Annotated in this window: 21 protein-coding genes; 11 read left to right on the forward strand and 10 right to left on the reverse strand. The window is 69.1% G+C overall.

What is annotated here, in order from left to right:
• The 6 genes from VN779_RS21120 to VN779_RS21145 form a co-directional block, all read left to right on the forward strand.
• Positions 1 to 1,084 (forward strand): alkaline phosphatase family protein (locus VN779_RS21120; RefSeq protein ID WP_325726036.1); only part of this gene is annotated, 1,084 nt, incomplete at its 5' end.
• Between the two features lie 211 nt (positions 1,085 to 1,295).
• Complete coding sequence (locus tag VN779_RS21125) at positions 1,296 to 2,351, forward strand: metal ABC transporter solute-binding protein, Zn/Mn family (RefSeq protein WP_349260880.1); 1,056 nt, start codon at positions 1,296 to 1,298, stop codon at positions 2,349 to 2,351.
• Positions 2,352 to 2,427: 76 nt separating this feature from the next.
• Positions 2,428 to 3,351, forward strand: coding sequence for a metal ABC transporter ATP-binding protein (locus VN779_RS21130; RefSeq protein WP_325726037.1), 924 nt, complete (start codon positions 2,428 to 2,430; stop codon positions 3,349 to 3,351).
• Positions 3,341 to 4,267, forward strand: coding sequence for a metal ABC transporter permease (locus VN779_RS21135; protein ID WP_325726039.1), 927 nt, complete (start codon positions 3,341 to 3,343; stop codon positions 4,265 to 4,267). Before VN779_RS21130 ends, VN779_RS21135 begins: the two co-directional genes overlap by 11 nt.
• Complete coding sequence (locus VN779_RS21140) at positions 4,264 to 5,112, forward strand: metal ABC transporter permease (protein ID WP_325726041.1); 849 nt, start codon at positions 4,264 to 4,266, stop codon at positions 5,110 to 5,112. Before VN779_RS21135 ends, VN779_RS21140 begins: the two co-directional genes overlap by 4 nt.
• A 48-nt stretch (positions 5,113 to 5,160) precedes the next feature.
• Positions 5,161 to 6,018 (forward strand): hypothetical protein, encoded by an 858-nt coding sequence (locus VN779_RS21145; protein ID WP_325726043.1) that lies wholly within the window; start codon positions 5,161 to 5,163, stop codon positions 6,016 to 6,018.
• On the opposite strand, the gene VN779_RS21150 is transcribed toward VN779_RS21145, so the two are convergent.
• The 4 genes from VN779_RS21150 to VN779_RS21165 all read right to left on the reverse strand — a co-directional run bounded on the left by VN779_RS21150 (position 6,008) and on the right by VN779_RS21165 (position 10,786).
• Positions 6,008 to 6,886, reverse strand: coding sequence for an ABC transporter permease (locus VN779_RS21150; RefSeq protein ID WP_325726045.1), 879 nt, complete (start codon positions 6,884 to 6,886; stop codon positions 6,008 to 6,010). The two genes, VN779_RS21145 and VN779_RS21150, sit on opposite strands and share 11 nt — an antisense overlap.
• Positions 6,883 to 7,869: an ABC transporter ATP-binding protein gene (locus VN779_RS21155; RefSeq protein WP_325726047.1), complete on the reverse strand. Its 987-nt coding sequence runs from the start codon at positions 7,867 to 7,869 to the stop codon at positions 6,883 to 6,885. Before VN779_RS21155 ends, VN779_RS21150 begins: the two co-directional genes overlap by 4 nt.
• A 1-nt stretch (position 7,870) precedes the next feature.
• Positions 7,871 to 9,109 (reverse strand): hypothetical protein, encoded by a 1,239-nt coding sequence (locus VN779_RS21160; RefSeq protein WP_325726048.1) that lies wholly within the window; start codon positions 9,107 to 9,109, stop codon positions 7,871 to 7,873.
• 258 nt (positions 9,110 to 9,367) lie between these two features.
• Positions 9,368 to 10,786, reverse strand: a complete 1,419-nt coding sequence (locus VN779_RS21165; RefSeq protein WP_325726049.1) for a hypothetical protein — start codon at positions 10,784 to 10,786, stop codon at positions 9,368 to 9,370.
• A gap of 208 nt (positions 10,787 to 10,994) precedes the next feature.
• On the opposite strand from VN779_RS21165, the gene VN779_RS21170 reads away from it, so the two are divergent.
• Genes VN779_RS21170 through VN779_RS21180 form a run of 3 tightly spaced genes read left to right on the forward strand, consistent with a single transcriptional unit; the run spans position 10,995 to position 14,157 of the window.
• Positions 10,995 to 12,518 (forward strand): APC family permease, encoded by a 1,524-nt coding sequence (locus tag VN779_RS21170; RefSeq protein WP_325726051.1) that lies wholly within the window; start codon positions 10,995 to 10,997, stop codon positions 12,516 to 12,518.
• The gene (locus tag VN779_RS21175; RefSeq protein WP_349260881.1) at positions 12,515 to 13,684 is read left to right on the forward strand and encodes an amidohydrolase family protein; all 1,170 of its coding nucleotides are present in this window, start codon (positions 12,515 to 12,517) and stop codon (positions 13,682 to 13,684) included. The genes VN779_RS21170 and VN779_RS21175 overlap by 4 nt, the downstream gene beginning before the upstream one ends.
• Positions 13,681 to 14,157, forward strand: coding sequence for a type II toxin-antitoxin system PemK/MazF family toxin (locus VN779_RS21180; protein WP_325726055.1), 477 nt, complete (start codon positions 13,681 to 13,683; stop codon positions 14,155 to 14,157). The genes VN779_RS21175 and VN779_RS21180 overlap by 4 nt, the downstream gene beginning before the upstream one ends.
• Positions 14,158 to 14,169: 12 nt before the next feature.
• Here VN779_RS21180 and VN779_RS21185 read toward each other — a convergent pair whose 3' ends face one another.
• From VN779_RS21185 to VN779_RS21195, 3 genes are all read right to left on the reverse strand, one after another.
• A complete protein-coding gene (locus tag VN779_RS21185; protein WP_325726057.1) occupies positions 14,170 to 15,819 on the reverse strand; it encodes a serine/threonine-protein kinase in 1,650 nt (549 codons plus the stop codon).
• Between the two features lie 155 nt (positions 15,820 to 15,974).
• The gene (locus VN779_RS21190) at positions 15,975 to 16,898 is read right to left on the reverse strand and encodes a hypothetical protein (RefSeq protein ID WP_325726059.1); all 924 of its coding nucleotides are present in this window, start codon (positions 16,896 to 16,898) and stop codon (positions 15,975 to 15,977) included.
• A 175-nt stretch (positions 16,899 to 17,073) separates the two neighbouring features.
• A complete protein-coding gene (locus VN779_RS21195; RefSeq protein WP_325726061.1) occupies positions 17,074 to 18,018 on the reverse strand; it encodes a lytic polysaccharide monooxygenase in 945 nt (314 codons plus the stop codon).
• A gap of 449 nt (positions 18,019 to 18,467) precedes the next feature.
• Between VN779_RS21195 and VN779_RS21200 the strand changes: the two genes are divergently transcribed.
• On the forward strand, positions 18,468 to 20,780 hold the full coding sequence (locus tag VN779_RS21200; protein ID WP_325726063.1) for a terpene synthase family protein: 2,313 nt from the start codon (positions 18,468 to 18,470) through the stop codon (positions 20,778 to 20,780).
• A 4-nt stretch (positions 20,781 to 20,784) separates the two neighbouring features.
• The gene (locus tag VN779_RS21205; RefSeq protein WP_325726065.1) at positions 20,785 to 22,239 is read left to right on the forward strand and encodes an ATP-binding protein; all 1,455 of its coding nucleotides are present in this window, start codon (positions 20,785 to 20,787) and stop codon (positions 22,237 to 22,239) included.
• Positions 22,240 to 22,250: 11 nt separating this feature from the next.
• Here the strand turns inward: VN779_RS21205 and VN779_RS21210 are convergent, their stop codons facing one another.
• The 3 genes from VN779_RS21210 to VN779_RS21220 all read right to left on the reverse strand — a co-directional run bounded on the left by VN779_RS21210 (position 22,251) and on the right by VN779_RS21220 (position 25,994).
• A complete protein-coding gene (locus tag VN779_RS21210; RefSeq protein ID WP_325726067.1) occupies positions 22,251 to 22,952 on the reverse strand; it encodes a hypothetical protein in 702 nt (233 codons plus the stop codon).
• Between the two features lie 443 nt (positions 22,953 to 23,395).
• Positions 23,396 to 24,652: a cytochrome P450 gene (locus VN779_RS21215; RefSeq protein WP_325726070.1), complete on the reverse strand. Its 1,257-nt coding sequence runs from the start codon at positions 24,650 to 24,652 to the stop codon at positions 23,396 to 23,398.
• A gap of 67 nt (positions 24,653 to 24,719) precedes the next feature.
• Positions 24,720 to 25,994: a cellulose-binding domain-containing protein gene (locus tag VN779_RS21220; RefSeq protein ID WP_325726072.1), complete on the reverse strand. Its 1,275-nt coding sequence runs from the start codon at positions 25,992 to 25,994 to the stop codon at positions 24,720 to 24,722.
• Between the last annotated feature and the right edge of the window lie 28 nt (positions 25,995 to 26,022).

Raw genomic sequence — 26,022 nt, forward strand, 5'->3', positions numbered from 1 at the left:
CGCCGCGTACACGCAGACGATGCTTGAGGCCATCTGGTCGGACCCGAAGCTATGGCGCAACACGGTTGTCCTGATTACATACGACGAGAACGATGGTTTCTTCGACCACGTCGTTGCGCCCACCGCGCCTAGCGGAACCGCGGGCGAGTTCGTCGGCGGCCTGCCGATCGGCTTGGGCCCGCGCGTGCCGCTCACGCTGATCTCGCCGTGGTCGCGTGGCGGCTGGGTGGACTCAGCGGTCGCGGACCACACCTCGGTGCTGCGGTTCCTCGAGCGCTGGACCGGCGTGCGCGAGCCGAACATCTCGGCCTGGCGGCGCGCGGTGTGCTCAGACTTGACCGGAGCTTTCGACTTCGGTCGCAGAAACTTGACGCTTCCGCTGCTGCCTGACACCTCGATGCTGCGTAAGCTAGCCGACCAGACTCAGCCGGGTCTGCCGACTCCGACGCCTCCCGCACCGGGTGAGCAGAGTGTGCCGAGGCAGGACCCTGGCACCCGTCCGGCCCGCGCGCTGCCGTATCAGCCCACGGCGAATGCGCGGCTCGGGGCGCACGGCACGCAGCTGACGGTGAGTCTCGCGAACGGCGGCGCAGGTTCGGTGCACATGCAGGTCTATCAGGGAGAGGGATCGGGGGTCGCGATGACAGGGTACGACGTTGCGCCACGTGGGACCGCCGGTCCGATCGATCTGGCGGTCGCTGGTCCGTACGACGTGACCGTGCACGGTCCGAACGGCTTCGTCACCCAGTTCGCCGGCAACACGCTGACCGGTGGCGCGGGCGTGGAGGTGACCGCAGATGTGGCGCAGGGCGGCGAACTGCGGCTCACCGCCAGCAACGGGACGCGGACGGATGTGCAGCTGAACGTGCGCGACCTGCTCCAGCGCGACGGCGCACCTGGCGGCCAAGGCGATAAGTCGACAACGGTGTGGCTGGCGGCGGGCGAGTGCGAGACGCTGCGCTTCGACCCGGTGCGGACCGCGCACGGGTGGTACGACCTGTCGGTCACTCTCGCGGCCGACCCGGCGTACGTTCGGCGCTTCGCCGGCCACATTGAGAACGGAAAGGCGAGCGTTACCGGCTGACGGGCGGCTGGTCGCGCGGAGCCGCCAGCGCCGCACGCCCGCGTGCGTCTCACACGTTGGGCCTATCGTCTCGTAACAACCCGGCCTCGGGCAGAACCAGAGGCCGGGTTGTTCCGTTAGTTCCTCATGCGTCACGGGCCGGGCCACAGAGGCCTCGCGTGATCACCCGCCTTGCCTAATCGGAATGGTTTTCATAAGCTATGCACAGCTATTGAAAACGATGTTCATCTTCATCGAGGGGGCCGTCATGGTCCGTGCCTACGTCGGCAGGCGTTCGCGCGGCGTCACCACCGCGAAAGCGGGTGCGACCGCGAGAACCGGCGCGACCGCCAGAGCCGCCACCGCAGTGGCCGCGGCCGCGGGGACGCTGCTGCTGGCGACCGGCTGCGCGACCACGGCCCCTGGCGGCTCGGCCGCGGTTGGCGCCGCGGCCGGGGGCTCCGGTCAGACGATCACGGTCGTGGCCGCGGAGAACTTCTGGGGCTCGATCGCGGCGCAGCTCGGTGGCTCGCACGTGGCCGAGACCTCGATCATCAGCAATCCCGACACCGATCCGCACGACTACGAGGCCACGCCCGCGGACGCGCGCACCATCAGCGCCGCGCAGGTCTTCATCCAGAACGGCCTCGGCTACGACTCCTCGTGGGCGCCGAAGCTGGTCGCGGCCAACCCGAACGTCGACCGCACCGTGCTCACCGTCGGGGACCTCGTCGGGCTCAAGGACGGCGACAACCCGCACCAGTGGTACGTGAAGTCCAGCGTGTACAAGGTGATCGACGCGATCACCGCCGCCTACCAGAAGGCCGATCCGGCGGACGCGGCCTACTTCGCCGCGCAGAAGAGCAGCTTCGAGCAGGCCACGCTGGCTCCGTACAACCAGCTGATCAGCGATATCCGCGGCCGGTACGCCGGAACGCCGATCGGCGCCTCCGAGTCGATCGTCTCAGGGCTCGCCGACACTTTGGGACTCAAAATGCTGACGCCGTACTCGTTCCTGCGTGACATAAGCGAGGGCAACGACCCGACGGCGGCCGACAAAACCCTGATCGACCAGCAGATCAAGAGCAAGGCGATCAAGGTCTACGTGTACAACTCGCAGAATGCGACACCTGATATCGCAGCGCAGGTCGCCGAGGCCAAGGCGGAAGGTATCCCGGTGACCACGGTGACCGAGACCCTTTTCCCCGCGGGCGACAGCTTCCAGCAGTGGCAGCTGAACCAGCTCAAGAAGCTGGAGAGCGCGCTGGCCAGCGCGAGTGGACGGTGATACGGCCATGCTTATGAAGGGCGCGGTCATGAGGAGCATGACGAGGAGTGCGGCACCGGCGAGAGGCGTGAGCGCGATGAGCGTGGATCCGGTGGCAGCAGGCTCGGGCTTCGGCGCGAGCGCTGAATCGGACACGGTGGTCGCACTGCGCGGCGCGTCGGCCGTGGTCGGCGGCCGCACGCTGTGGAGCGGCGTGAATCTGACCGTGCACAGCGGCGAATTCGTGGCCGTACTCGGTCCGAACGGGGTCGGCAAGTCGACCTTGATCAAGGTGCTGCTGGGGACCTTATCCTCCGCGAACGGCACCGTGTCCGTGCTCGGCCGGCGGCCTGGCGGCGCGGGCGAGCGGATCGGATATCTGCCGCAGCGGCGCAACTTCGACGCCTCGCTGCGTATCCGCGGGATCGACATCGTGCGGCTCGGCCTCGACGGCGACCGCTGGGGCGTGCCGCTGCCCGGCGCCGCGCGGTTCAGCGCCCGGCAGCGCGCGGCTCAGGCGCGGGTGCACGAGGTCATCGACCTGGTCGGAGCGTCGGCCTATGCGCACCGGCCGATCGGCGCGCTCTCCGGCGGCGAACAGCAGCGGCTGCTGATCGCGCAGGCGCTGGTGCGCCGCCCCGGACTGTTGCTGCTCGACGAGCCGCTGGACTCGCTCGACCTACCGAATCAGGCTTCTGTCGCGGCATTGATCCACCGGATCTGCCGGGAGGCCAACGTCGCGGTGGTGATGGTGGCACACGACGTGAACCCGATCCTGCCCTACCTCGACCGGGTCGTGTACATCGCTTCGGGCGGCGCGGCCTGCGGAACTCCGCAGGAGGTGATCACGACCGAGACGCTGACCCGCCTGTACAGCACGCCGGTCGAAGTGCTGCGCACCTCAGACGGGCGTCTCGTGGTCGTCGGCGGTCCGGAGGCGCCCGCGCTGCACACCGATCGGCACGCGCACGCGGGTCATCAGGGCTCTGCGCGGCAGGGAGCCGACCGCCATGCCGGGTAATGCCGCTTGGTCGATCTCCTGGAACGTCGTGCGCGACATTCAGGAGATGTGGTCGCTGCCTTCGATGGTGAACGCGTACCGGGCCGGGACGATCATCGCGGTCACGGCCGGGGTCGTCGGCTGGTTCATGGTGCTGCGCCGCCAGACCTTCGCAGGGCACACCATCTCGCTCGCGGGTTTCCCTGGCGCGGCCGGGGCGGTGCTGCTCGGGATCGCATCAGGGTACGGATACTTCGGGTTCTGCGTCGCGGCGGCGCTCGTCATCGCGTACGGCGCGCGGCCCGGAAACCGTGAGCCCGCCAACGAATCCGCGCTGACCGGCGTCGTGCAGGCCTTCGTGCTCGCCTGCGGAATGCTGTTCGTCTCCCTCTACGGCGGCTTCCTCAACCAGGTCGACAACCTGCTGTTCGGCAGCATTCTCGGCATCACCGACGGCGATGTGATCCTGCTCGCGGCGGTGGCTGTGGCCGTACTCGGCGCCATGGCGGCGATCGGGCGGCCGCTGCTGTTCGCCTCGGTGGATCCGGACGTCGCTCGGGCGCGCGGGGTGCCGGTGCGGCTGCTCGGCGCGCTCTTCCTAGTCCTGCTCGGCGCGGCGACGGCCGAAGTCTCGCAGATCACCGGCTCATTGTTGGTGTTCGCACTGCTGGTCATGCCCGCGGCGACCGCCCAGATCATCACCGCGCGCCCCGGTCTCAGCCTGCTGCTGACCGTGCTGATCGGCCTGGTGGTGACCTGGGCCGGGTTCGCGTTCGCGTTCTTCACGATCTACCCGATCGGCTTCTACATCACGACTTTCGCGTTCGGGGCGTACGTCCTGGCGTATCTCGTGCGCGGCGCCGGGCCGGTGCTGGCGGCCCGCGTGTCCCGGCTTCGATCGGCGAACGACGCGGCAAGGGCGGCGAGCGCGGTATGAGCCTTTTCGATCACCCCTTCATGGTCAGCGCGCTGCTCGCCGGTACCGGGATCGCGCTGGCTTGCGGCCTGGTCGGTTACTTCCTGGTGCTGCGGGCGCAGGTGTTCACCGGCGACGCGCTCTCGCACGTGGCGTTCACCGGCGCGCTGGCGGCTCTCGCCTTCGGCGTCGAACTGCGGCTCGGGCTGTTCGCCGCGACGATCCTGGTCGCGCTGCTGCTCGGCGTGCTCGGCAAGCGCGGCCGCGCCGACGACGTGGTGATCGGCAGCGTGTTCGCGTGGGTGCTCGGTCTCGGCGTGTTCTTCCTGACCCTCTACACGACGAACCGCTCGGGCGGCGGCACCGGAAACGCGACGACGAGCGTGCTGTTCGGCTCGATCTTCGGGCTCTCCGGCGGCCAGGCGCGCGCGGCACTGTGGATCGGGATCGCGGTGTTCGGCGCGGTCGTGGCGATCGCCAGGCCGCTGCTGTTCGCCACGGTCGACGAGGCGGTCGCGGCGGCGCGCGGGGTACCGGTGCGGTTGCTCGGTTTCGGCTTCCTCGCGCTGGTCGGGGTGACGACCGCCGAGGCGACGCAGGCGGTCGGCGCGCTGTTGCTACTGGGTCTGCTAGCCGGTCCGGCCGGCGCGGCGCTCGCGCTGACCGACCGGCCATATCAAGGCATGGTGATCTCGGCGGGGCTCGCGGTGGGTTCGATGTGGGGCGGGTTGTTGCTGGCTTACTACGTGCCCAAGCTGCCGCCGAGCTTCTCGATCACAGCCGTGGTCACTGTGGTGTACGCGGCCGCCGTCGTTCGTGGCCGGCTGCGTTCCGGTCAGGGGCAGGTAGCGGTAACGGCCGCGTAAGGAGCGTGCGCGCGTCGCAGCGGCCGACTGGCCCTTATCGTGAACAGGGTGGCACGGATTCGACCTGCGGCCGCGCTGGGCAGGCGGCTCGGCGCGCTCAGCCCGCGGCGGCGCTGGTTCCTCGGCGCGTCGCTCGCGGCTGTCGTCGCGCTCTTGGGCGCGCTGGGCGCTCCGGCGTTGCTCTCACGGCTTGATAGCAGCGAGCCGACCGGATATCCGGCGCAGGATCGGCTCGGCACCGTGCTGCTGGTGCCCGGCTACGGCGGCGGGACCGAATCGCTCGACGTGCTGGCGGCGCGGATTCGGGCCGCCGGGCGGCAGGCGGAGGTCGTGCAGTTGCCGGACGGCGGCGTCGGCGATCTGAACCAGCAGGCTTCGGTGCTCGACGGCTACGTCTCGGACGCGCTGAAGAGTGCGCCCTCGGTTGATCTGATCGGCTACTCGGCCGGCGGCGTCGTGGTGCGGCTGTGGGTCGAGCAGCACGACGGCTCAGCCAAGGCGCGCCGCGTGATCACGCTCGGCTCTCCCTTCCACGGCACGACGGTCGCCGCGGCCGGCGCCGCCGCCGGGGCGGGCGCGGGTGCGTGCCCGGCGGCGTGTCAGCAGCTGATTCCCGGGAGCAGCCTGCTAGATCAGCTCGACGCCGGCGCACCGGCCACTGGGCATCCGCCGTGGCTCTCGATCTGGACGCAGCAGGACCAGACGGTCGTTCCGCCGACCTCGGCCCAGTTGCCGGACGCCGTGGGCGTGCCGGTGCAGTCGGTCTGCCCGAGTGAGCAGGTCTCGCATGGTCAGCTGCCGACGGATGCAGCGGTGGTCGGGATGGTGTTGCAGGCGCTCGGCACCGCGCCGCTGGCCGCGCCCGATCCGTCGCAGTGCTCTGCTTTGCGTGCGCTCAGCCGGTGACGTCCTTGGTGGAGAAGTTGGCCCAGGCCAAGCCGAGGAAGACCACCGCGTAGATGGCTTGGATGCCTAACCCGCGGACTACGTTGTGCCAGAGGATCGGGTCGCGGAACAGGTCGATCCAGGCGAGCCAGTAGTTCGTGGGCAGGTACGCCTTCACCGAGCCGGCCGCGTCGAGGGTCGCCAGCACCTCGCTGGTGACGAGCACCGCGAGCGCGCCGAGCGCCGCGCCGAGCGCCGAATCCGTGAGCGTGGAAAGGAAAAGCGCGATCGCCGCGACGCCGAGCATCGAGACCGAGATGTAGCCGATGCCGTAGGCGACGCGCACGATCAACTGGCCGGTGCCGAGCGGCGTCCCGGACAGCGAGGTGGAGACCGTGCCGATCGACACGCCGGTGGTCGCGGACGAGACCGCGCCGGAGGTCGAAGAGGTGGAGACCGGCTTGAGGCCATTGCTGCCAAACGCGAGCACGCCGGTGATATATGAGGTGATGGCGACCAGGATGACGGCGGTCACCACGAAGGACATGGTGCCGATCAGCTTCGCGGTCAGCAGGCGGGTGCGCGCGACCGGCCGGGTGAGCAGGTAGCGCAGCATTCCGGTGCCGGATTCGCCCGCCACCCCGTCACCGGAGAGTACGGCCACTGAGACGGGCAGGAATACCGGCAGCACGATGGCGAGCCCGGCGGCAGGATAGAGCGAGCCGTCGGAGAGCACGGCGGAGAGGAAAGCAGGACCCTGACCTGGTGCTGGAACCAGGTTGGTGACCGCGATGAACACCGCGACGATGATCGGCAGCGCGCACAACAGGATCAGGTTCATCCAGGTGCGCGGGCGGCGCACCATCCGCAGCAGCTCGACGTGGATCACTGCGCCCCCTCCTCGGCGGAAGTCATCTCGTCCGCGGCTGGATGCGGGTGCGGACCGGCCGTGGCGATGGCCGACTGGTCCACCCGATCCGAGCCCGGTTGCGTGGCCTCGACGACCAGATCCTCCAGCGACCGGCGCTCACGTACGAGTTCTGCGACACGCACGCCCTCGCCGACGAGCTGAGCGTTCAGCCGCGCCGGATCCACTCCGCGAACGATCAGCCGGTCGCCGTCCCGGCTCAGCAGCGTTCCGTCGAGCAGCGCCGTGGCACGGTCCGCGTCCGGGGTGCGCAGCAGGATGCGGTCGGTCGGCGCGCGCAGCGTCGCGAGTTCGTCTTGGATCACCAGGCGGCCGCGATCGAGGACACCGATGCGGGTGCACAGCTGCTCGACCTCGCCGAGCAGGTGGCTGGAGAGCAGGACCGTGGTGCCCTCCTTGTTCAGCTCGATCAGCAGGTCCCTGATTTCCCGGATGCCGCGCGGGTCGAGGCCGTTGGTCGGCTCGTCCAGGATCAGCAGCGTGGGCTTGCGCAGCAGCGCGGCGGCCAGGCCGAGGCGCTGGCGCATGCCGAGGGAGTAGGCGCGCACCGGGCGCCGGTCGACTCCGGCGAGACCGACCCGTTCCAGCGCCTCCTCGACCCGCGCGCGCCGCGTTCGCCGTCCGCCGCCGGGTCCCGGTCCTGCCGCGTCGATCAAGGTGAGGTTCGCTCGTCCGGACATGTAGCTGTACGACGCGGGCCCCTCGATCAAGGCCCCGATGCGCGGCAGCACCTGGGCGACGCGGCGTGGCACCGGGCAGCCGTCGATCTCGATCTGCCCGCTGGTCGCGAAGACCAGGCCGAGCAGCATCCGGATCAGCGTGGTCTTGCCGGAGCCGTTCGGTCCGAGCAGGCCGTAGCGGTCGCCTTCGCGCACGCCGAGGTCGACCTGGTCCACCGCGAGGACCGCGCCGTAGCGCTTGGTGAGCTGCCGGGTCTCGATCACGTCAGGGGTTACCTCCGGAGCCTGGGGCCGGGACGGGGCGGCATGCTGCGGGCAGCTGGTCCGGCGGGACCTGGCCCGGCGAGCGTCCTTGCAGCAGCGCCCGGCACCGGTCGAACTGCGTGTCCACGTCGGTGAGCAGGTCGGTCGCCGCCTTGGTCAGCAGGTCCGGGCCGGTCAGTGCGACCAGAAGGAAGATCCGGTCGAACCGGTCGGAGCGCACCAGCAACACGGACAGCAGCGGCGTGCGGATCAATCGTCCGGTGCCGTTCGGGAAGGTGACCGGGGCCGCGCCGGCCTGGGTCGCGGCGGACAGAGCGCTGTCGCCGATCCGGTCGCCGAGGAAGAGCACCGCGAAGGTGGCGAAGCCGGAGCCGTAGCCGGAGACGTCGGCGCTATACCCGTCGAGCACCGGCTTCGCGGCCTGGCCGGCCAGTTCGGCGGGCAACGGGAAACGGGCGTGCGTGTCGAGAAGGGAGTTGATGTCCGAGGATCTGGCGGTCGCGATCGGCACGCCGTCGGGAAGGTCGAACTGCGCGGCCGAGTCGGCGGGGCGCGCGGAGGAGAAGTCGAGGAAGCGGCTGGTGATCACGGGCGCCGAGGAGGCGCGCCCGTACACCTCCACGTCGAGCGGCACGCCGGTCGCCGGATCGGCCCAGATGTCGACGCGCGCGATCGTGGTGTCCGGGGAGACGGGCCGGATCTCCAGGCCTGGCGCGGAAATCCCGGCCACGTCGCGCGCGGGCAGCGAGACCAGCTTGTCGTTGCCGGCCGCGGTGTGCAGCAGGCGCTGCGCGAGGTTGGGCGGGGTGAGATCGTCGGCGCGCGGCAGCCGGACCACCGGGTCGCCGAGGATCTGGGTGACCTGCCCGGTCTCGAAGTCCCAGGAAAGGGTGCCCACCTGGGTCCCGTAAGTGTCTTGCTCGCCGGTGTCGGTCAGCACGTCGGTGCGCCACTCGTCGGGGGCGGCGAACCAGGTGCGGATTTTGGTCGACCCGCTGAGCAGCGAGCTGATCGTGCCGAGTTGCGGCAGCTGGGGCAGGTTGAGCCGGCCGTCGATCTCAGCATAGCCCTGATATGGGTGGTCGGCGGAGGCGAGCATGCGTGTCCGCAGCGCGGCGGGTGCGATGGCGGCGGTGTGCGCCGGCAGCGCGGAGACGACGCTCGGCAGGGCGCACAGCACGGCGATCGCCACTCCGACGACAGCCCAGCGGCGGTACGTGTCGCGGCGGACAACGCTCACCCGGCCCACGATACGTCCGTTGCCTGAAGATGCGGCCGGTAACAGCATTACGAGGTGAAGACGACGATCAAGGAGGCGGATTCGGCGTGTCCAGCTGTGCGGGACACGCAGCGGAATGTGTCCCGCTGAGTTAGACACAACGTGACCCGCGCGGAGTGCGGTGTCTCGCTCAGCGGGACAAAGCGCGACCTGCACCAGGTGTGTCTCGCTCAATTGGACGGGCAGCCGCCCCAGACTTGGACCGGCCGCCGATCGCCCTCAGTGCCGCCAGCGGGTTCGGGCGACGATGTCCTCCGGGCTGGCGCCCTCGAAAAGCTTGATCTCGGCGCGGCGCACCGTGGCGATCGTGTCGACGAACTCGGGCCCGAACGCCTCGGTGAACACCTCGTCCTTCTCGAACGCCGCGACCGCACCCGCCAACTCGGATGGCAGAGGCCTGATGTCATGCCGGCTGGCCTCCTCGGCCGAGAGCGTCGCCGGGTCGACTTCGATCGGCTCGGGCAGCCTGGTGCCGGAAGCCAGACCCGCACGGCCCGCCGCGAGAAGGCCGGCGATCAGCAGGTAAGGGTTCGCGGCGGCGTCAAAGCTCTTGATCTCCAGGTTCGCCGCGTTCGCGTTGTCGCCGGTCGAACCGGTCACGAAGCGCAGTGCGGCTTCCCGGTTCTCCAGGCCCCAGCAGGCGTACGCGCCGGCCCAGTGTGACGGGATCAGCCGCAGGTAACTGGCCACGGCCGGGGTACCGAGAGCCAGCAGCGCCGGCAGGTGCGCGAGTAAGCCTCCTGCGAAAGCCTCGCCCGGTTCGGTCAGGCCGTAGCGGCCGGATCCGCCTGACATCAGGTTCTGTCCGGCGGCAGGGGTCTCGGTCGAGTCGCCGCTCCACAGGCTCAGGTGTACGTGGCCGCCGTTGCCCACTCCCCCGGCCAGCACCTTCGGCGAGAAGGTCGCGCGCAGGCCGGCTCGGGCGCTGATCGCGCGGATCGTCTCGCGCACCAGGATCAGCGTGTCCGCGGCGCCGACCGGATCCTGCGCGCCGACGGAGACCTCGTACTGCCCCGCCGCGTACTCGGGATGGATCTGGTCGACCGTCAGGCCTTGCCCGATGAGCGCGTTCATCACGTCTCTGACATAGTCGGATTGCTCGGTGAGCCGGGCGAAACCGTACGCGGGACCGGCGCACGCGGGTACGAACTCATCGCCGAGACCGACCGACACGCACCATTCGACCTCGAATGCCGCGCGTACCGAGTAGCCCAGTGCGGCGAGCCGCTCCACTTCGCGCTTGGCGAGGCTGCGCTGGTCGATCGGGTGCACCGTGCCGTCCTGCCGGAACCGGTCGGCCGGCGCCCAGGCCCAGCCCGGCTGCGCGACCAGCGGCGTGAGGCGGTCGAGGTCGAGCATCAGCCGCAGGTCGCCGACCGCGCCGCCGGCGTACTTGGCGACCGCGGCCGAGTCGTCGAGCAGGAACGTATCAAAGCACGGCGATACACCGATCCCCCAGGCCGCCGCGCGCTCGAGCTTCTGCAGCGGCACGGCTTTCACTCGCGTGATGCCGCTGTTGTCGACCCAGGTGACGGCGACACCGCTGACGCCGCGCTCGGCTAGGTCCGCGGCGATCCCGCGCGCCTTTGCCGCGCGCTCGTCACGCTCCGCCTGCTCCACGATCCCCCACCGGCTCATCGCTCATCCTTTCGCCGAACTCTCGGTGATCCGCCGGACCAGTCTGCCCGATCGCTCGGCGACGGGTGAGGTCGCCACAGCTGACGGGGTGATTACGGCGACGCCCTCGCTGGAATTCTTTGTTAAAGATGCCGGGTGCCACTTACCTGTCGTTGCATCACGCGTCACACTGGCCGCAAGTGCACTCGATGGGAGTGAGGAGTCGCATATGCCGACCCAGATCCAGCAGCCCGCGTCCACCGCAGGCCTGCGCCGCACACTCAACGTGTGGCAGGCGGTCGGGCTCTCGGTAGCGCTGATGGCGCCGAGCATGGCCTCGAATATCAACCCTCAGGCAAGCGTTCCGTCAGTCGGCCGCGCGGTGCCGCTGGCGTTCCTGCTCGCGGCCGTCGGCGTGCTGCTGGTCGCCTACGTGTTCGTACGACTGTGCCAGTACTTCAATCATTCCGGATCGGTCTACGCCTTCGTCGGCGCGACCCTCGGCCCGCGCGCCGGAGTGGTAGCCGGCTGGGGCCTGATGGGCACCTACGTCTTCTACGGTGTGACCACCTCGTCGGTGGTCGGGATCTTCGGCACCGACTTCCTGCAGAGCGTCCACGTGTGGGACAACCCGCCGATCCTCGCGCCCTACATCCTGACCGCGGTCGCGCTGGTGCTGTGCTGGCTGCTCACCGTCGTGCCGGTGCGGCGCGGCACGAACATACTGCTCACGGTCGAGGGCGCGACCGTGGCGCTGATCCTGGTCGTCTCCGCGGTGGTGCTGGTCAAGCTGCTGTCGCACAAGACACCCGCCGGGCAGCACTTCACCATGAGCGTGTTCACGGTCCCGCACGGCACCGGGGTCTCCGCGGTCTTCCTCGGCATCGTGTTCGGCTTCCTGTCCTTCGCCGGCTTCGAGGCGGCCGCGACGCTCGGCGAAGAGGCCGCACATCCGCACCGGGACATCCCGCGCGCGATCCTCGGCACGGCGATCTTCGGCGGGATCTTCTTCACCGTGGTGACCGCGATCGAGTCGATGGGCTTCGGCACCGACGCCAAGGGCGTCACCGCGTTCGGCAGCTCAACCTCGCTGATCGGCGACCTCGGCAAGACGTACGTCGGCTCGTGGGTCGGCGACGCCATCACGCTCGGCGCGATGATCAGTGCGTTCGGCTGCTGCCTGGCCTGCACGGTCGGCGGCGCGCGACTGCTGTTCGCGCTCAACCGGGACGGCTTCGGCGAGCGCGGCCTCGGCCGCGTTTCCCACGTCGGCACTCCGGCGCGGGCCGGCAGCGTGGTGGCCGGCATCATGGCCCTGATCATCGGCGCCTCGATCGTGCTGTTCTCGGCGAACCCGGAGGACACCTTCATCTGGGGCGGCACGATCGGCACGCTGATCCTCCTGGTGGCCTACGTTCTGACCACGATCGGCGCAATCTATCTGTTCTTCATACAGCGCAAGATGGCGGTGCCGACCTGGCAGGTCGTCATTCCGATTGCGGCGATCGTGCTCCTCGGCTACACGCTGTACCGCAATGTGATCCCGTATCCGCCCTCTGGCGCGGCTCGCTGGCTGCCGGTGGTCTCGGGCGGCTGGCTGCTGATCGGCATCGTCGCGGTGTTCGCGGCGCCGGCCACGGCACGGCGTATGGGTGTCCAGCTCAGTGAGATGGAGGGCGTCGCGGCGGCCAAGGCTTCCGAGCCGCAGCGGGTGCCGGCCGATAGCGTGGCATTGGAAGGTGGTGCGGGCTGAACGAAACCGAGCCGTCGGGGCTGATCGACCATCACTGCCACGGCGTCATCCGTCGCGACCTCGACCGAACCGGCTTTGAGCTGCTGCTCACCGAGGCCGGTTCGGTCGGGGCGCTGGGCGGTAGCGTCTTCGATTCACAGATCGGCTTCGCGGTACGGCGCTGGTGCGCTCCTCTGCTCGACCTGGAACCGCACGCCGACGCCGACGTCTATTTAGAGCGTCGCGCCGAACTCGGCCACGCGGAGGTCACCGCGCGCTTCCTTCGCTCCGCCGGACTCGACGCGCTGTGCGTGGATACCGGGTTCGAACCGGAAGCGCTGCTCTCGCCCCAACAGCTCGGCGAGATCGCGGGCGCATCATCGTACGAAATCGTCCGGTTGGAGCAGGTCGCGGAGCAGACCGCGCCGATGACGACGGCCGCCGGATTCGCCGATGCGGTCCGGGAGCGGTTGGCTGAGCGGGCGCGCACCGCGGTCGGCTTCAAGTCGATCGCGGCGTACCGGCATGGGTTGCAGCTCGCCGGTGAGCGGCCGAGCGATGCCGAGGTCAGGATCGCAGTAGGTCACTGGCTCACGAGGGAGGAAAGCGCCGACAAGGCGAGCGCGAATGGCGACCCGCGATCACCGCTGCGGCTGACCGAGGAGACCCTGCACCGCTTCCTGGTCTGGTGCGCGGTCGATCTCGGCCTTCCGGTCCAGTTCCACGTCGGCTACGGCGACGCGGACGTGAACCTCGACCGTTGCGATCCGCTGCTGCTCACCGACCTGCTGCGCGCGATCGAGCCGACCGGCGTCCCGGTGCTGCTGCTGCACAACTACCCCTTCCACCGGCAGGCCGGCTTCCTGGCGCAGGTCTTCGGCAACGTCTTTCTCGACGTCGGACTGGCCACGCACAACCTCGGCTACGGCTCGCGCGCGCTGATCGCCGAGGCGCTCGAACTCGCCCCGTTCGGCAAGTTCCTCTACTCCTCCGACGCGTACGGCCTGCCCGAGCTGTATTACCTCGGCGCGGCGTTGTTCCGGCGCGGGCTGGCCGCGTTCCTGAGCGCCGGTATCGAAGCGGACGAATGGTCGGCCGCCGATGCCGCCCGCGTAGCGCGGCTGATCGGCTCGGAAAACGCGAACCGCGTCTACCGGCTGACGCCCGGCCCTATAGTGACCGCGTGACTGATCTGGGAATCGCATACGAGCACGACCCGGCCGACCCGTTCGCCGACTCCCCCGGCCGCCTCGGCGCCACCGCGACCGTCGAGGTCGAGCCGACCCGCATCGGCAAGGTGCACACCGCATACGCGCCGAATCACGACGGCGACCCGGACCCGGGCGAGATCGTGTGGACCTGGGTGCCGTTCGAGGAGCACGACGGGCGCGGCAAGGACCGGCCGGTGCTGATCGTCGCGCGGGAGCACACCGGCACCCTGCTCGCGGTGCAGCTGACCAGTAAGCGGCACGACGGTACGACGGACTTCGTCGACGTCGGCACCGGAGCCTGGGACCGCGAGGGTCGCGAGTCCTGGGTGAACCTGGAGCGCGTGGTGCGGGTGCACGAACGCGGCATGCGACGCGAGTCCTGCGCCATGCACCGCAACTACTTCGACCTGGTCGTCGAACGGCTGCGCGCCCGCTACGGCTGGAGCTGAACGGGCGGGGCGCTACTTGACGACGCGCAGTATGTTGCCCTTGAAGTCGGTCAGCATGTAGCCGCCGGCGCTGTAGTTGTTGTCGATGTAGACGCCGATTCCCGGACCGTCACCGAAGAAGTTGCCTGCGATGATCAGGTACTCGCTGTCGGCGTTGGCGACCTTGAGCCGCTGCTCGGCCTCGGTGAGCAGGGTCGGCACCTTGTTCCAGTTGATCGCCCCGGGATCGAACGCCGCCTCGTCGGAGATCGTTCCTCCCGGGGCGTTCTCCATCTGACCGCCGCGGTAGGTGTAGTCGTCGTATTCGGTCGGATCGCCCGCGGTAAGGACCTCGGCGCTGGCATGGTCGGGGTAAATGTCGAGTTCGACGATCTTGCGGCTACCGACCTGCTGCTTCAGCGCGTTCACCAGGGTGCGGGCGCCTGCTGAAGTCAGAAGGTTGAGTTGCGAGCCCTGGCTGCCGGTATCCGGGGCCTGATCCGTCGCGGAGGCCGAGGCGGTCGCGGCTGCGGCATTCGCGCTGTCAGCGGCTGACGGCGTGCCGGCACCGTGCGTGCCTCCGTTCCCGGTGGAGGCCGACGCGGATTGGTTGTGCAGAGTCCAGACCAGCGCCGCGGACAGGCCTACCACAGCCACACCGGCCACTGAGGCGACGAACGCACCGTTACGGCGCTTACGCGGCATCTGGAGGTGCGGCTGCGAGAGTGGCTGCGACGGCGACGGTAATGGTGATGGCGACACCGGTTGCGACTGCGAGTTCTGCGCCGCGGCGTCGTTCGGGGACCACGCGTTCCAAGATGTCGACTGCTGAGCTAGCGGATGCTCCCGCTGCGCGGCCGCGAGCAGTTGGTCGAGGCGTGCGGCGTCAGGTCGGGCGGCGGGGTCACGTACGAGGAGCGCCGCGAGGATGGGGGCGAGCGGACCGCTCCGGCGGGGTTCCGGCAGCGGAGCGTCGAGCACCGCCGCGATGGTCGCCAGTGTGGTCTCGCGCCGCAGCGGGTTATCGCCCTCGACCGCGACGTACATCAGCATGCCCAGCGACCACAGATCTGAGGCCGGATCGCCCTCGTGGCCGCGGATGCGCTCGGGCGCGATGTACTCGGGCGAGCCGATCAGCGTGCCGGTCGTGGTCAACGCGGTGGACTCGCGCAGGGCGGCGATGCCGAAATCCGTCAGCACCGGCGTTCCATCGGCCCGCAGCAGGACGTTGGCCGGCTTCACGTCGCGGTGCTGGATACCCGCCTCGTGCGCCGCGCGCAGCGCCGCCAGAACACCGCGGCCGACGTGCGCGACCTGCGCGGGCGTGAGCGGTCCGCGCTTGATCCGCTCGTCCAGCGAGCCACCGGACACCAGCTCCATGACAAGCCATGGGTACCGATACTGCACCGAGTCCACGATGTGATGGATCGTCACGACATTCGGGTGGTGTAGCCGCGCGAGTGCGCGAGCCTCCCGAAGGACACGTTCCCGCTGCACGTGCGCCGCGATCGGATCGTCGTCGAAGGTGGCGATCCCGGCGGGACGCACCTCCTTGAGCGCGACCTCGCGCTCAAGCGCCGTGTCCCGAGCGCGCCACACCAGGCCCATACCGCCGCCGCCAAGCCGTTCCAGCAGCTCAAAGCGGCCGTCGATAAGGCCGCGAGCCGGCCCCCCAGCAGTCATGGCCGCACTATACGGGACTATCCGGGCGATGACCCTTCGATCAAGATGTTTGCCGCTGACTGTAATCGAATGAGAGTTTCGCGCTGTGATCGGTGCGGTGATCAGGCGCGATGATCAGGCTCGGTGGTCAGGACACAGTGATCAGGACACAGTGATCAGGACACTGTGACGGTGAAGGCGGCCTCGTGCAGCTTTCCGGCGGTTTCGAACTGGACGAACAGTCTCCAGGTGCCGCTTTCCGGGAACAGCGCCCGCGTCGTGAGCGCGCCCGAGCCGCCGGCCCGGCCGGTGGCCAGCAGGTGGGCGAAAGCGCCGTCACCTTCGCGGAATCCGGTCAGGTGCGCGTATCCGTCGAGGTAGCGGTCGAAGTACGCGACCGGCTTGCCGCCGCTGGTGACGTCGAGCGCCAGTTGGGCGGTGGTTCCCGCCTTCAGCGCGCCGGAAAGCTTGAGCGTGTAGCCGTCGACCGCGACCGACGTAGCCGGGGCGGGAAGTGCCGCCACGGCGTTGGCCCCTGGCCCCGTCACGCTCAACGGAGCTGAGAGGGAGTAGACCAGCGGCGTGCCTTCGCTGGAGTCAGGCGCGGCGAAGGTGACGTAGGTGCGGTACGAGCCGGCCGCCAGTGCAGGCAGGCCGACGGTCCAGGTACCGTCCTGCCGCATCGTCGGGTCGAGTTCCTGGAAGCCGGTGAGGTCCGAGCGGACGAGGTAGAAGGTCACCAGCTTGCTCTCGTACGGCTGATACCGCGTCACGGCGTGGTCGTTCGGGCCGGTGATGTGGAAGTTGAATGCGGCCGGCGTGTTCGCGGACACGGAAGCCGCAGCCGGCAGATATATGTACCCTGAGTAGCTGGCGGCGAGACCGGTACTGGCGGGCGCGGCCTCCGCGAGCGCGGGCGCGGTCGGGATGCCGGCCATGTCGCCCATGTCCATGTCGGACATCTTCTGCGACGAACCTCTATCGGCCGTACCGGTGCTGATTTTCGTCGTCTTCGAGGAGCTGCACGCCGCCGCGGGCAGGACCACCACGGCCAACAGGAACGCGGCCGCGATCCGGCGCGCGAGAAGTGGGTGACGCAACGTGCGGGCTCCCTCTGCTTGCGGTTCGGGTGCTCACGGCGACAGCAATGGCGATGCCGTTGACCGTGCAGCCGTGAGCGGCGTCGCGGCACGGGTCCGCTGGCCGCTCACGGCCGGTTGTGTCAGATTCCTGGTTCGCTGAATCAGGACACGATAGATCACCCGGCGATCACGGTCACGGGCTGGTGCAGGACACGGTTGGCGCAGCGGGCGCGGTCGAACCCGTGTAGTTCGCCGTGAAGCCGAAGGACGTACTCGCCTTCGGTGCCAACTGGCCGTTCCAACTCGCCGATTTCACCGTGGCCAGGGTGCCGGCTTGGGACAGCGTCCCGTTCCAGGCACTGCTGATGGTCTCGCCGTCCGGCAGGTCCCAGCTCGCGGACCAGCTGTTGATCGTGGACGCGTTCGGGTTGGTGATGTTGACCGAGGCCTGGAAACCACCGGGCCAGCTGCTGGTCACCGAGTAGGCCGCGGTGCACGGAACGGAGGGCGGCGGCGGTCCTGAGCCGGGGCCGAGGCCGGTCACCTGGCCGCTGCCACCGTCGAACACCACGTCGGAGCAGCCGTAGAAGGTCTCGGTGCTGTCCGAGCGCGCCCAAATCGAGTAGATGATGTGACGCCCGGTCAGACCGGCCGGCAGCGTGGCGTTCCAGTAGTAGTAGCTACTGGCACTGCCCGCGTTGCCCGTCGAAGGCGGCAGCGTCGCCGTGGAGAACGGCGTCGACTCCAGCTCGGACCAGGTCAGCGGCTTGGTCTGGTCCCAGCCGGCCTTGGTGACGTAGAGCGAGAACGTCCCCGGGTGCGCGGCCCACTTGTTGTACTGGATCTGGATGTTCGCGCCGGCCGTCAGGTGGGTGACCGGCCAGTAGCTGCTGGCCTGGTCGAATCCGGAGAAGTCGTAGTAGTTGCTGTTCCCGCTGCACAGCTTGCCGTCCGGGATCAGCGCGCTGGTCTCGCCGCTGGTGGCGCCGCTTCGGTTGCCGACGGCGAACCAGTTGTACAGCGGCGTGGTGCCGCTGCTGGCGACGGCTGCCTGACAGGCTGGGTTCTGCGGGATGATCTGGCCGGTGGAAGTCAGTCCGTCCTCATAGCAGAAGAAGGTACGACTGCCGGGGATCATCATGGCTCCGTGGGCTGAGGCGGGGGCCGCACTCACGACACTCGCCGTCAGCGCCACCGCCACAGTGCCCCAGAGGCCCCATCTCGTTGTTTTCCTCACATTGCCCACCCTTCTTGGGTCCAGCGAGGTGCATGGTCGTGGCGGAGAGTACCTGCGGGGCGGGAGCGGGTGAACGGCGCGGCGATCTTGACCTCGTTCCGGAAAGCTTTGCCGTAGGTCACGAAGCCGATAAGCGCACGTCAGGATACACAGGAGGCTGATTCAGCAGGTCCCATTCCGGACGAAGCGGATGAAACTTTCCGAGCGGATCGTGAAGCTTTCTCAGCGGCCGTGCACGCAAACCACGGCAACACCCTGATTGTCACTGGTACGGGTGACGTTGCTTGCGGGACCGCGCGGGCGTCTTCTTCAATCCACATGAGGGCCACCGACGAGGAAAGGCGGGCCGCGTGACCCAGCCGTTCGAGCTGCCGGACTTCTACCTCCCATATCCCGCCCGGCTCAACCCGCACCTGGAGGGCGCGCGAACGCACTCGAAGCAGTGGGCGCGCGAGATGGGCATGCTCGAGGGCTCAGGCGTGTGGACCGAGGCCGACCTCGACGCGCACGACTACGGACTGCTCTGCGCGTATACGCACCCTGACGCCTCTGGCGCTGAGCTGGACTTGGTCACCGACTGGTACGTGTGGGTGTTCTTCTTCGACGACCACTTCCTGGAGACCTTCAAGCGCAGCCAGGATCGGGCAGGCGGCAAGGCATACCTGGACCGGCTGCCCGCGTTCATGCCGATGGATCTCGCCGTCGGGATGCCGGAACCGACGAACCCAGTGGAAGCCGGGCTGGCCGACCTGTGGGCGCGGACCGTGCCGAGCATGTCAATGGACTGGCGCGCCCGGTTCGCTGAGAGCACCGAGAACCTGCTCAACGAGTCGCTGTGGGAGCTCTCGAACATCAACGAGGGCCGGATCCCCAACCCGGTCGAGTATATCGAGATGCGGCGCAAGGTCGGCGGCGCGCCGTGGTCGGCCGGGCTGGTCGAGCACGCGGCCGGGGCCGAGGTGCCGGCGGTGATCGCCCGCAGCCGACCGATGAGGGTGCTGCGAGACGCCTTCTCCGACGGCGTCCACCTGCGCAACGACCTGTTCTCGTATGAGCGTGAAACCGGCACCGAGGGCGAGCTGAGCAACGGTGTGCTGGTGCTGGAGACCTTCCTCGGCTATGACACGCAACGCGCCGCCGACGCCGTCAACGATCTGCTGACCTCACGGCTTCAGCAGTTCGAGAACACCGCGCTGACCGAACTGCCGCCGCTGTTCGCCGAGCACGCGCTGGACGCCGTCTCGATCGCGAAGGTGCTCGCGTATATCAAGGGTCTGCAAGACTGGCAGGCGGGCGGCCACGAGTGGCACATGCGGTCAAGCCGCTACATGAACGGCAGCGGCAGCGCGGCCCGCGACGGCGCTGGGCGTGGCAGCACTCGAGCCTCGAACCTGCCACTCCCCTTCGGCCTCACCGAACTGCCGCTGGCTGACCTGGGGCTGGCTGCCGTGGCTCCTCGGCCGCCGATCACCGTGGACAGCGAGGCGTTGCGGGCGCGCGGCTTCACCTTCGCGCCGTACCGGAAAGTCGGGCCGACGCCGCTGCCCGACTTCGAGATGCCGTTCACGCTCCGGCTCAATCCGCACCTGGACGAGGCACGTCGCAGCACCCTGGATTGGGCCCGGCGGATGGGCATGCTGATCCAGCAACCTGGCGAGCCGATGTCAGGAATCTGGGACGAGACGCGACTGTCCGGCTTCGATTTCCCGCTGTGCATGGCGGGGCTCAACCCGGACGGCTCACGGGAGGAGCTGGAACTCGGCGCGCACTGGTTGACCTGGGGCACCTACTGGGATGACCTCGTGCCGGCGGTCTACGGCTCACGCCGGGACTACGCGACCGCGAAAGCAGCCACTGACCGGCTGTCGCTGTTCATGCCGTTGGAATCGGCCGAAACCGCCCGCGGCGCGTCGGCCGCGGCAACGCCGCTGACCGCCCTGGAACGCGGGCTGGCCGATCTGTGGGAGCGCACGGCAGGGCCGATGGATCCTGGCGCCCGCGCCGACTTCCGCGCCGCGATCGAGGACATGCTGGCCGCCGGCTTGTGGGAACTGGCCAATCACATCCAGAACCGCATCCCGGACCCGGTCGACTACCTCGAGATGCGCCGCAAAACCTTCGGCTCCGAGCTGACCGCGAGCCTGGCCAGGCTGCGGCAGTCGAGCCGGGTGCCCCCGGAGGTGTTCCGCGCCGGAACCATGCGCTCGCTGGACAACTCGGCGATGGACTACGCGTGCCTGCTCAACGACCTGTTCTCCTACCAGAAGGAAATCGAGTTCGAAGGCGACCGGCACAACTGCGTGCTGGTGGTGCAGCACTTCCTGGACTGCGGCCGGGACCAGGCGCTCGCCATCGTCGGTGACCTGATGAACTCGCGAATGCACCAGTTCCAGCACGTGATCGCGGCCGAGCTGCCGGTGCTGTGCGACGACTTCGAGCTCGATGACGCAGCGCGCGGCGCGGTAGACGGCTATGTCCGGCAGATGCAGAACTGGCTCTCCGGAATCCTCAACTGGCACCAGGGCTGTGACCGGTACGACGAAGCCGCGCTGCGCGACAGGTACGGCGCGACTGGCACCGTCGAAGCAATGCCCGCCGCGGTCGGCGCCGCATCAGGGTTCGGCCAGTTCCCCGCCTTCCATTCCGCTCGCGTGCCATGCTGAATGCATGAGCGAACGGGGTTCCGTACGAGCTACCGTCGGATTCATCTCAGCCGGTAAGCCCACTCCCAGGCCGGATTCCGGTACGGGACAAGCGAACACGATAAGCAGCATTCTGATCGATCACCTCGGCCAGGATGCCGGGGCGCTCCCGGTCACCTCCGGCAGCTGGCCCGCGTACGAACACGTCAACGTGCAGGGTGGCCTGGACCGGTGGCTGGAGAGCTGGCCCGGGGAATACGAGGTACACGGACTGGCCGGGTTCCGGCACCGGATGTTCGGCTTGGCAGACCTCTGCCAGCCCGGCATGGAGTCGGGAATGGCGCTGGCCGGCGTGCCGGTCAGCGAGCAGCCCTCGGGTCCTGACGGGCAGATGCGCAGCTGTGTGCAATGCGGGCTGTACCTGCTTTCCGACGGCGACCTTCGCATGGTCCTGCTGCTGCGCGGCTCCGATCAGCGCGGCCCGCAGCCCGACGTCAGCCTGGAGATCGCGGCCACCGATCCGGGCGCGGCGCGACAGGCGCTCTCCGAAATCGGTGAACTCGGGTTGCGCCATAGCGTCTACCGCCGCCAGGTCGTCTCCTTCGACCCCGGCGTCTTCGGTCCGCGGCGCGGCGGGCTGCTCGCCTTCCATCAGCGCCCGCAGATGACCCGCGAACAGCTGGTGCTTCCGGACGGCGTGCTGGAAGGCGTCGAGCGGCAGATCCTCGGCGTCGCGCGGCACCGGGAACTGCTGCTCGCGCACGGCCAGCATCTCAAGCGCGGCGTCCTGCTCTACGGCGCGCCCGGCGTCGGCAAGACCCACACCGTGCGCTACTTGATAAGCAGGCTGCCCGAGGTGTCCGTGGTGATCCTCTCGGCCTCGGCGTTGCAGTTCATCCAGCAGGCCTGCACCATCGCCCGTGATCTGCAACCCGCGATGCTCATCATCGAGGACGTAGACCTCATCGGCGAGGAGCGCGGCGCGCATCCCGGCCAGAATCCGCTGCTCTTCCAGCTGCTCAACGAGATGGACGGGCTGCGCGACGACATCGACGTCACGTTCGTGCTGACCACCAACCGCGTCGACGTGCTGGAGCCGGCGCTGGCCAGCCGACCGGGCCGGATCGATCACGCGGTGGAGATCCCGCTCCCCGACGCGGAAGGTCGCCGTGCCCTGATCGAGCTCTACCGCGGCAGCCTGGACCTGAGCCTCGCCAATCCGGACGAGGTGGTCCGGCGCACCGAGGGCGTGACGGCGTCATTTATCAAGGAGCTGCTACGGCGAGCGGCGCTGGTCGCGGTCGAGGAAGCCGAGGAAGCTGAAGGCGGCGGTTCGGCGCAACCGCCGGCACAGGGCAGCTTGCGGGTCACCGACCCGCACCTGCACGCCGCGCTCGACGTCCTGCTCGGTGACGGCAACGCGCTCACCCGGCGACTGCTCGGCGCGGGGGGTGGGGGCGGCCGCGCCGAGTCCGCCTGAGCGCGTGGCGCTCAGGTGCGCGACTTGGTCACCGCCTTGCCCATCGTGGTCTCGACAAAGGTCTTGTCCACCGGCGTGAGCGCGACGATGTAGATCACTGCGACAGTGTTCCCGTTGCGCGCGGCCACGATGTAGCCGTTGCCCTTGATTCCGGTGGAGATCTGGATCGAGAGCGTGAACGAGTACGAACTGTCTCCATAGGCGGGCAGCCCGGTACGCACGATCGAGAACGTGCTCGACCCGTTGGCCCCGCCGTGCGTGTAGGTGGTGCACTTGGACAGCCCGTTGACCAGCGCGGCCCACGACTTCGCCACCTGGGCCGCGTCTCCCGCGGCGATCTGCTCGACCAGGAACGGACCGGCCAGTCCGCCGTTCAGGTCCGCCTCCGCGTGGTCGGTGAGCGGCGCGTTCCAGATCGAGGTGTTGAGCAGCGGGCAGTCGGTCTGCATGGTCGGGTTCGTGGCCGCCGCGTCGATACCCCATCCGGCCGGCAGGTCCGCCGGCGCCAGCAGCTTCGCCGCCAACCCGGTAGCGCTCGGGGCCGTCGAGGGCGCCGTGCCCATGGCTTTCGGGGCTGTCGCTGAGGGCTGCGCGGAACCCGCGGCGCCAGGCGAGCTCGCCGCGGCGGACGACGAGCAGCCGCCCGCAGTCAGCCCGACAAGGGCGGCGGAACTCAAAGCGGCGATGCAGGAGCTGACACTCAAGACGCGCATGCAATCCCCTCGGGATCAGGTGGCGGACGGCACGCAGGTTAGCGGTCACGGAGTGCTCACTACGAGTGTGCGGACCGAACCGTTACAGAATGATATGCCGGGCAAAGCCCGCATCGCGGCCCACCGGATACCGCCGCGAGGACCGTGATACGGCGTCACGGAAGTCCCACGAATCACATTGGCGAATTGATGCCACACTGATCGGTCCGGCACACAGCTCACGGCGCATCAGGTGAGAGACTGAAAGGCAGATCAGGCATCCCCCCAGTCTGATCACGCGGCCGAGGAGCGCGATTACGCGGCTCGGTCGCACCCCCCGGCGTCGCCTTCCCCCAGAGACGCCGGGGGACCTCTTTTCTGGCAAGAGATCGCCAAGCCGCGCACCGATCAGCAGTGCGCGGCGGGTTCTTGTCACCTGGCCGGGCCGCTGGGCGCTCGCCTCGTCAGTCGTCCCAACGGACGTATAAGGACTCGGGCTTGCGGAAGACCAGTCCGCGTGGCGCCGCGGCCAGCCGGTCCGGATCCAGGCGCACATCGGGCAATTCGCGCAGCAGCGTACTGATGGCGACTCTGGTTTCCAGCCGAGCGGCGTGCGCGCCGAGGCAGAAATGCGGACCCTGAGCGAAGGCGAGATTCAGCCTGGCGTTCGGGCGGCGCAGCTCGAAGCGGTCCGGCTCGGTGAACACCGCCGGATCGCGGTTCGCGCCCGCGATCGAAACGGTGACCAGGTCGCCGGCGCTGATCGCAGCGCCGGCCAGTTCGACGTCGCGCGTCGCATAGCGGTCGACGACTGCTGCCGCGGGTTCCAGCCGCACCGACTCCTCGACCGCGTCCGCGACCAGCGCGGGGTCGGTCCGGACCAGCGCGAGCTGGTCAGGGTGGGACAGCAGGTGCAGCGCGGCGTTGACGATCATCGCCTCGGTCGTCTCGATCCCGCCGAACATCATCACGGCCGCGTTCGAGACCACCTCGGGAAGCTCCAGCCCTGATGCGAGGGCTCGCGGCGCGGCGTTTCCGGCCGCGCCGGCCGCGTCACCCGTGTCGGTGGTGCCGCTTGCCGCGCCCGTGGCCGCGACGACCAGCAGCGCATCGGGATCACCGGTCTGCACGGTGGCGTGCACGCTCTCGGCCAGCCGCGCGAAGGCTTCGGCGCCGCTCGGGCGCGGTTCGAGCCCGGCCGAGATGTCGGAAACCGCGCCGACGATCGCGTCGTACCAGCCCAGGACGGTGGCCGAATCCGTCCCCAGCAAGCCGAGCGATTCAGCGACCACCGCGACGGCGAGCGGGCCGGCTAGGCCGCGCCGCAGCTCGGCGGCTCCGGCCGGTCGTAAGCCCCCAACCAGGCGCGCGGCTTCCTGCTCGATGAACGCGGCGAGCCTGGCTTCCACGTCGCGCGGCCGGAACCGGTCGGCGAAGGGTGCGCGGTGGCGCGCGTGCACCGGTCCGTCGAGGGAGAGCATGCTCGGGCCGACGACGCGGGCGGTCGAGAAGCGCGGGTCGTCCACGGTGAACGTCTCGGCGTCGCGCATGACGGCCACGGCCAGGTCGCGCCGGGTGACCAGCCAGCCGCCCAGGGCCGGGATCCAGGAGACCGGCTCGCTGGCGCGCAGCCGGGCGAGCAGCGGATGCGGGTCGCGCTCGAGTTCGGCGATGGTCGCGGCGGCGCCGACCGGGAACCGGTCGGCGCGTGGCGAACTCATGTGAACAGGCTAACCCCTCTGCCGAGGCGCTGGGGCGTCGGCAAAGGGGTCGGCCGCGGCAGCGCGGTCAGCAGCCGATGCGTGAGGTGCTGAGGGCGACGTCGTCGAACCACAGCGTGTCGTTGCCGTTGCTGTAATTCTCCCAGCCGAGCTTGAGGTCGGTCAGGTTGGGCCGCCAGTTCGCTCCGGAACCGCCGAGCCATTGCGAGTCGATGTCCTGAGTCGGCACGCCGTCTTCGGTCAGGCCGGGCACCAAGGTGCCGTTGTACCAGGTGTAGATCTGGCCGTTGGTCTTGCTCACCGAGAACTCAAGGCACTCCCACGCGCCGGTCGGCACGACCACGCTCTGCGCGACTCCGGCCGGGCTCTGCGCGGGCAGCGTCGCGTCGTCGGACTGCCGGTTCCACATCAGCGCGCCGTTTTGCGCGCCAAGCCGCAGATCGGTGTTGCCGTCGGCGGAGTTGTTCATGGCCAGGAACGTGGTGTGGTTGGTCGGCAGCGGCGCGGTGTGCTTGAACCAGAACCGCACGTACCAGGTCGGCGCGGCGAGCGGCATGTCCGTGGTGTCGTCGGCGAACACGTGGTTGCAGTACGTGCCGACGCCGTCGATCTCCAACGACTTGACTCCGCCGTGCGCCTGCGCGCCGGTAATGGTCGCGGTGCCGCTGCCGGAGCAGTTGAGGTTGTTGATACTCCACCGGCCGGAGGGCACGCTGCCGACGGTCTGGTTCTCGAAGCCGTCGCAGAACACTGTCGCGCTTGAGCAGCCGCCGCCCGAGTTGCCACTGGGGCTGGCGGAGGGACTGGCCGACGGGCTTGTCGAGGGACTGCTCGACGGGCTGGTGCTCGGGGTGGCACTGGGCGTCGGGCTGGCGCTACGACTCGCGCTCGCACTCGCGCTCGGCGACGATGAGGAACCACCCGCGCAGGACACGCCGTTGAGGGCGAAGTCGGTGGGCGTCGCGTTGGTACCGGAGAAGGTCCCCTGGAAGCCGAAGCTCGCGGTGCCGCCGGTCGCGATCGAGCCGTTGTAGGACAGGTTCACCGCTTTGACCGACTGGCCGGTCTGGGTGATCTGCGCGTTCCAGCCCGAAGTGATCTGCTGATTGCCAGCGAAGGTCCAGCTCAACGTCCAGCTGGTCACGGCGGCTGCGGTGTTGGTCAGCGTCACGTTCGCGGTGAACCCGCCTGACCACTGGTTGACCTGATAGGCGACGCTGCATGGACCGGCCGCGGCGCTCACACTGGGCGCCACCGCGACGACACTTGCCGCGACGGCGGCGGTCGCGACGGCCAGGGCGGCATCGCGCAGCCGGCGGGGCCGGCGCGGGAGATAAACCATGGGCGCAGTATTCGGGCGGCCGGCTGAG

The sequence above is a fragment of the Actinocrinis sp. genome, assembly GCF_035605935.1.
GTDB lineage: Bacteria > Actinomycetota > Actinomycetes > Streptomycetales > Catenulisporaceae > Actinocrinis.

Bases quoted from the DNA above. Each gene is read 5' to 3' on its own strand.
- VN779_RS21185 (WP_325726057.1), bottom strand. From the start codon at position 15,819: ATGACTGCTGGGGGGCCGGCTCGCGGCCTTATCGACGGCCGCTTTGAG.
- VN779_RS21210 (WP_325726067.1), bottom strand. From the start codon at position 22,952: ATGCGCGTCTTGAGTGTCAGCTCCTGCATCGCCGCTTTGAGTTCCGCC.
- VN779_RS21220 (WP_325726072.1), bottom strand. From the start codon at position 25,994: ATGGTTTATCTCCCGCGCCGGCCCCGCCGGCTGCGCGATGCCGCCCTG.
- VN779_RS21140 (WP_325726041.1), top strand. From the start codon at position 4,264: ATGAGCCTTTTCGATCACCCCTTCATGGTCAGCGCGCTGCTCGCCGGT.
- VN779_RS21215 (WP_325726070.1), bottom strand. From the start codon at position 24,652: ATGAGTTCGCCACGCGCCGACCGGTTCCCGGTCGGCGCCGCCGCGACC.
- VN779_RS21170 (WP_325726051.1), top strand. From the start codon at position 10,995: ATGCCGACCCAGATCCAGCAGCCCGCGTCCACCGCAGGCCTGCGCCGC.
- VN779_RS21135 (WP_325726039.1), top strand. From the start codon at position 3,341: ATGCCGGGTAATGCCGCTTGGTCGATCTCCTGGAACGTCGTGCGCGAC.
- VN779_RS21205 (WP_325726065.1), top strand. From the start codon at position 20,785: ATGAGCGAACGGGGTTCCGTACGAGCTACCGTCGGATTCATCTCAGCC.
- VN779_RS21165 (WP_325726049.1), bottom strand. From the start codon at position 10,786: ATGAGCCGGTGGGGGATCGTGGAGCAGGCGGAGCGTGACGAGCGCGCG.
- VN779_RS21195 (WP_325726061.1), bottom strand. From the start codon at position 18,018: ATGATCCCCGGCAGTCGTACCTTCTTCTGCTATGAGGACGGACTGACT.
- VN779_RS21130 (WP_325726037.1), top strand. From the start codon at position 2,428: ATGAGCGTGGATCCGGTGGCAGCAGGCTCGGGCTTCGGCGCGAGCGCT.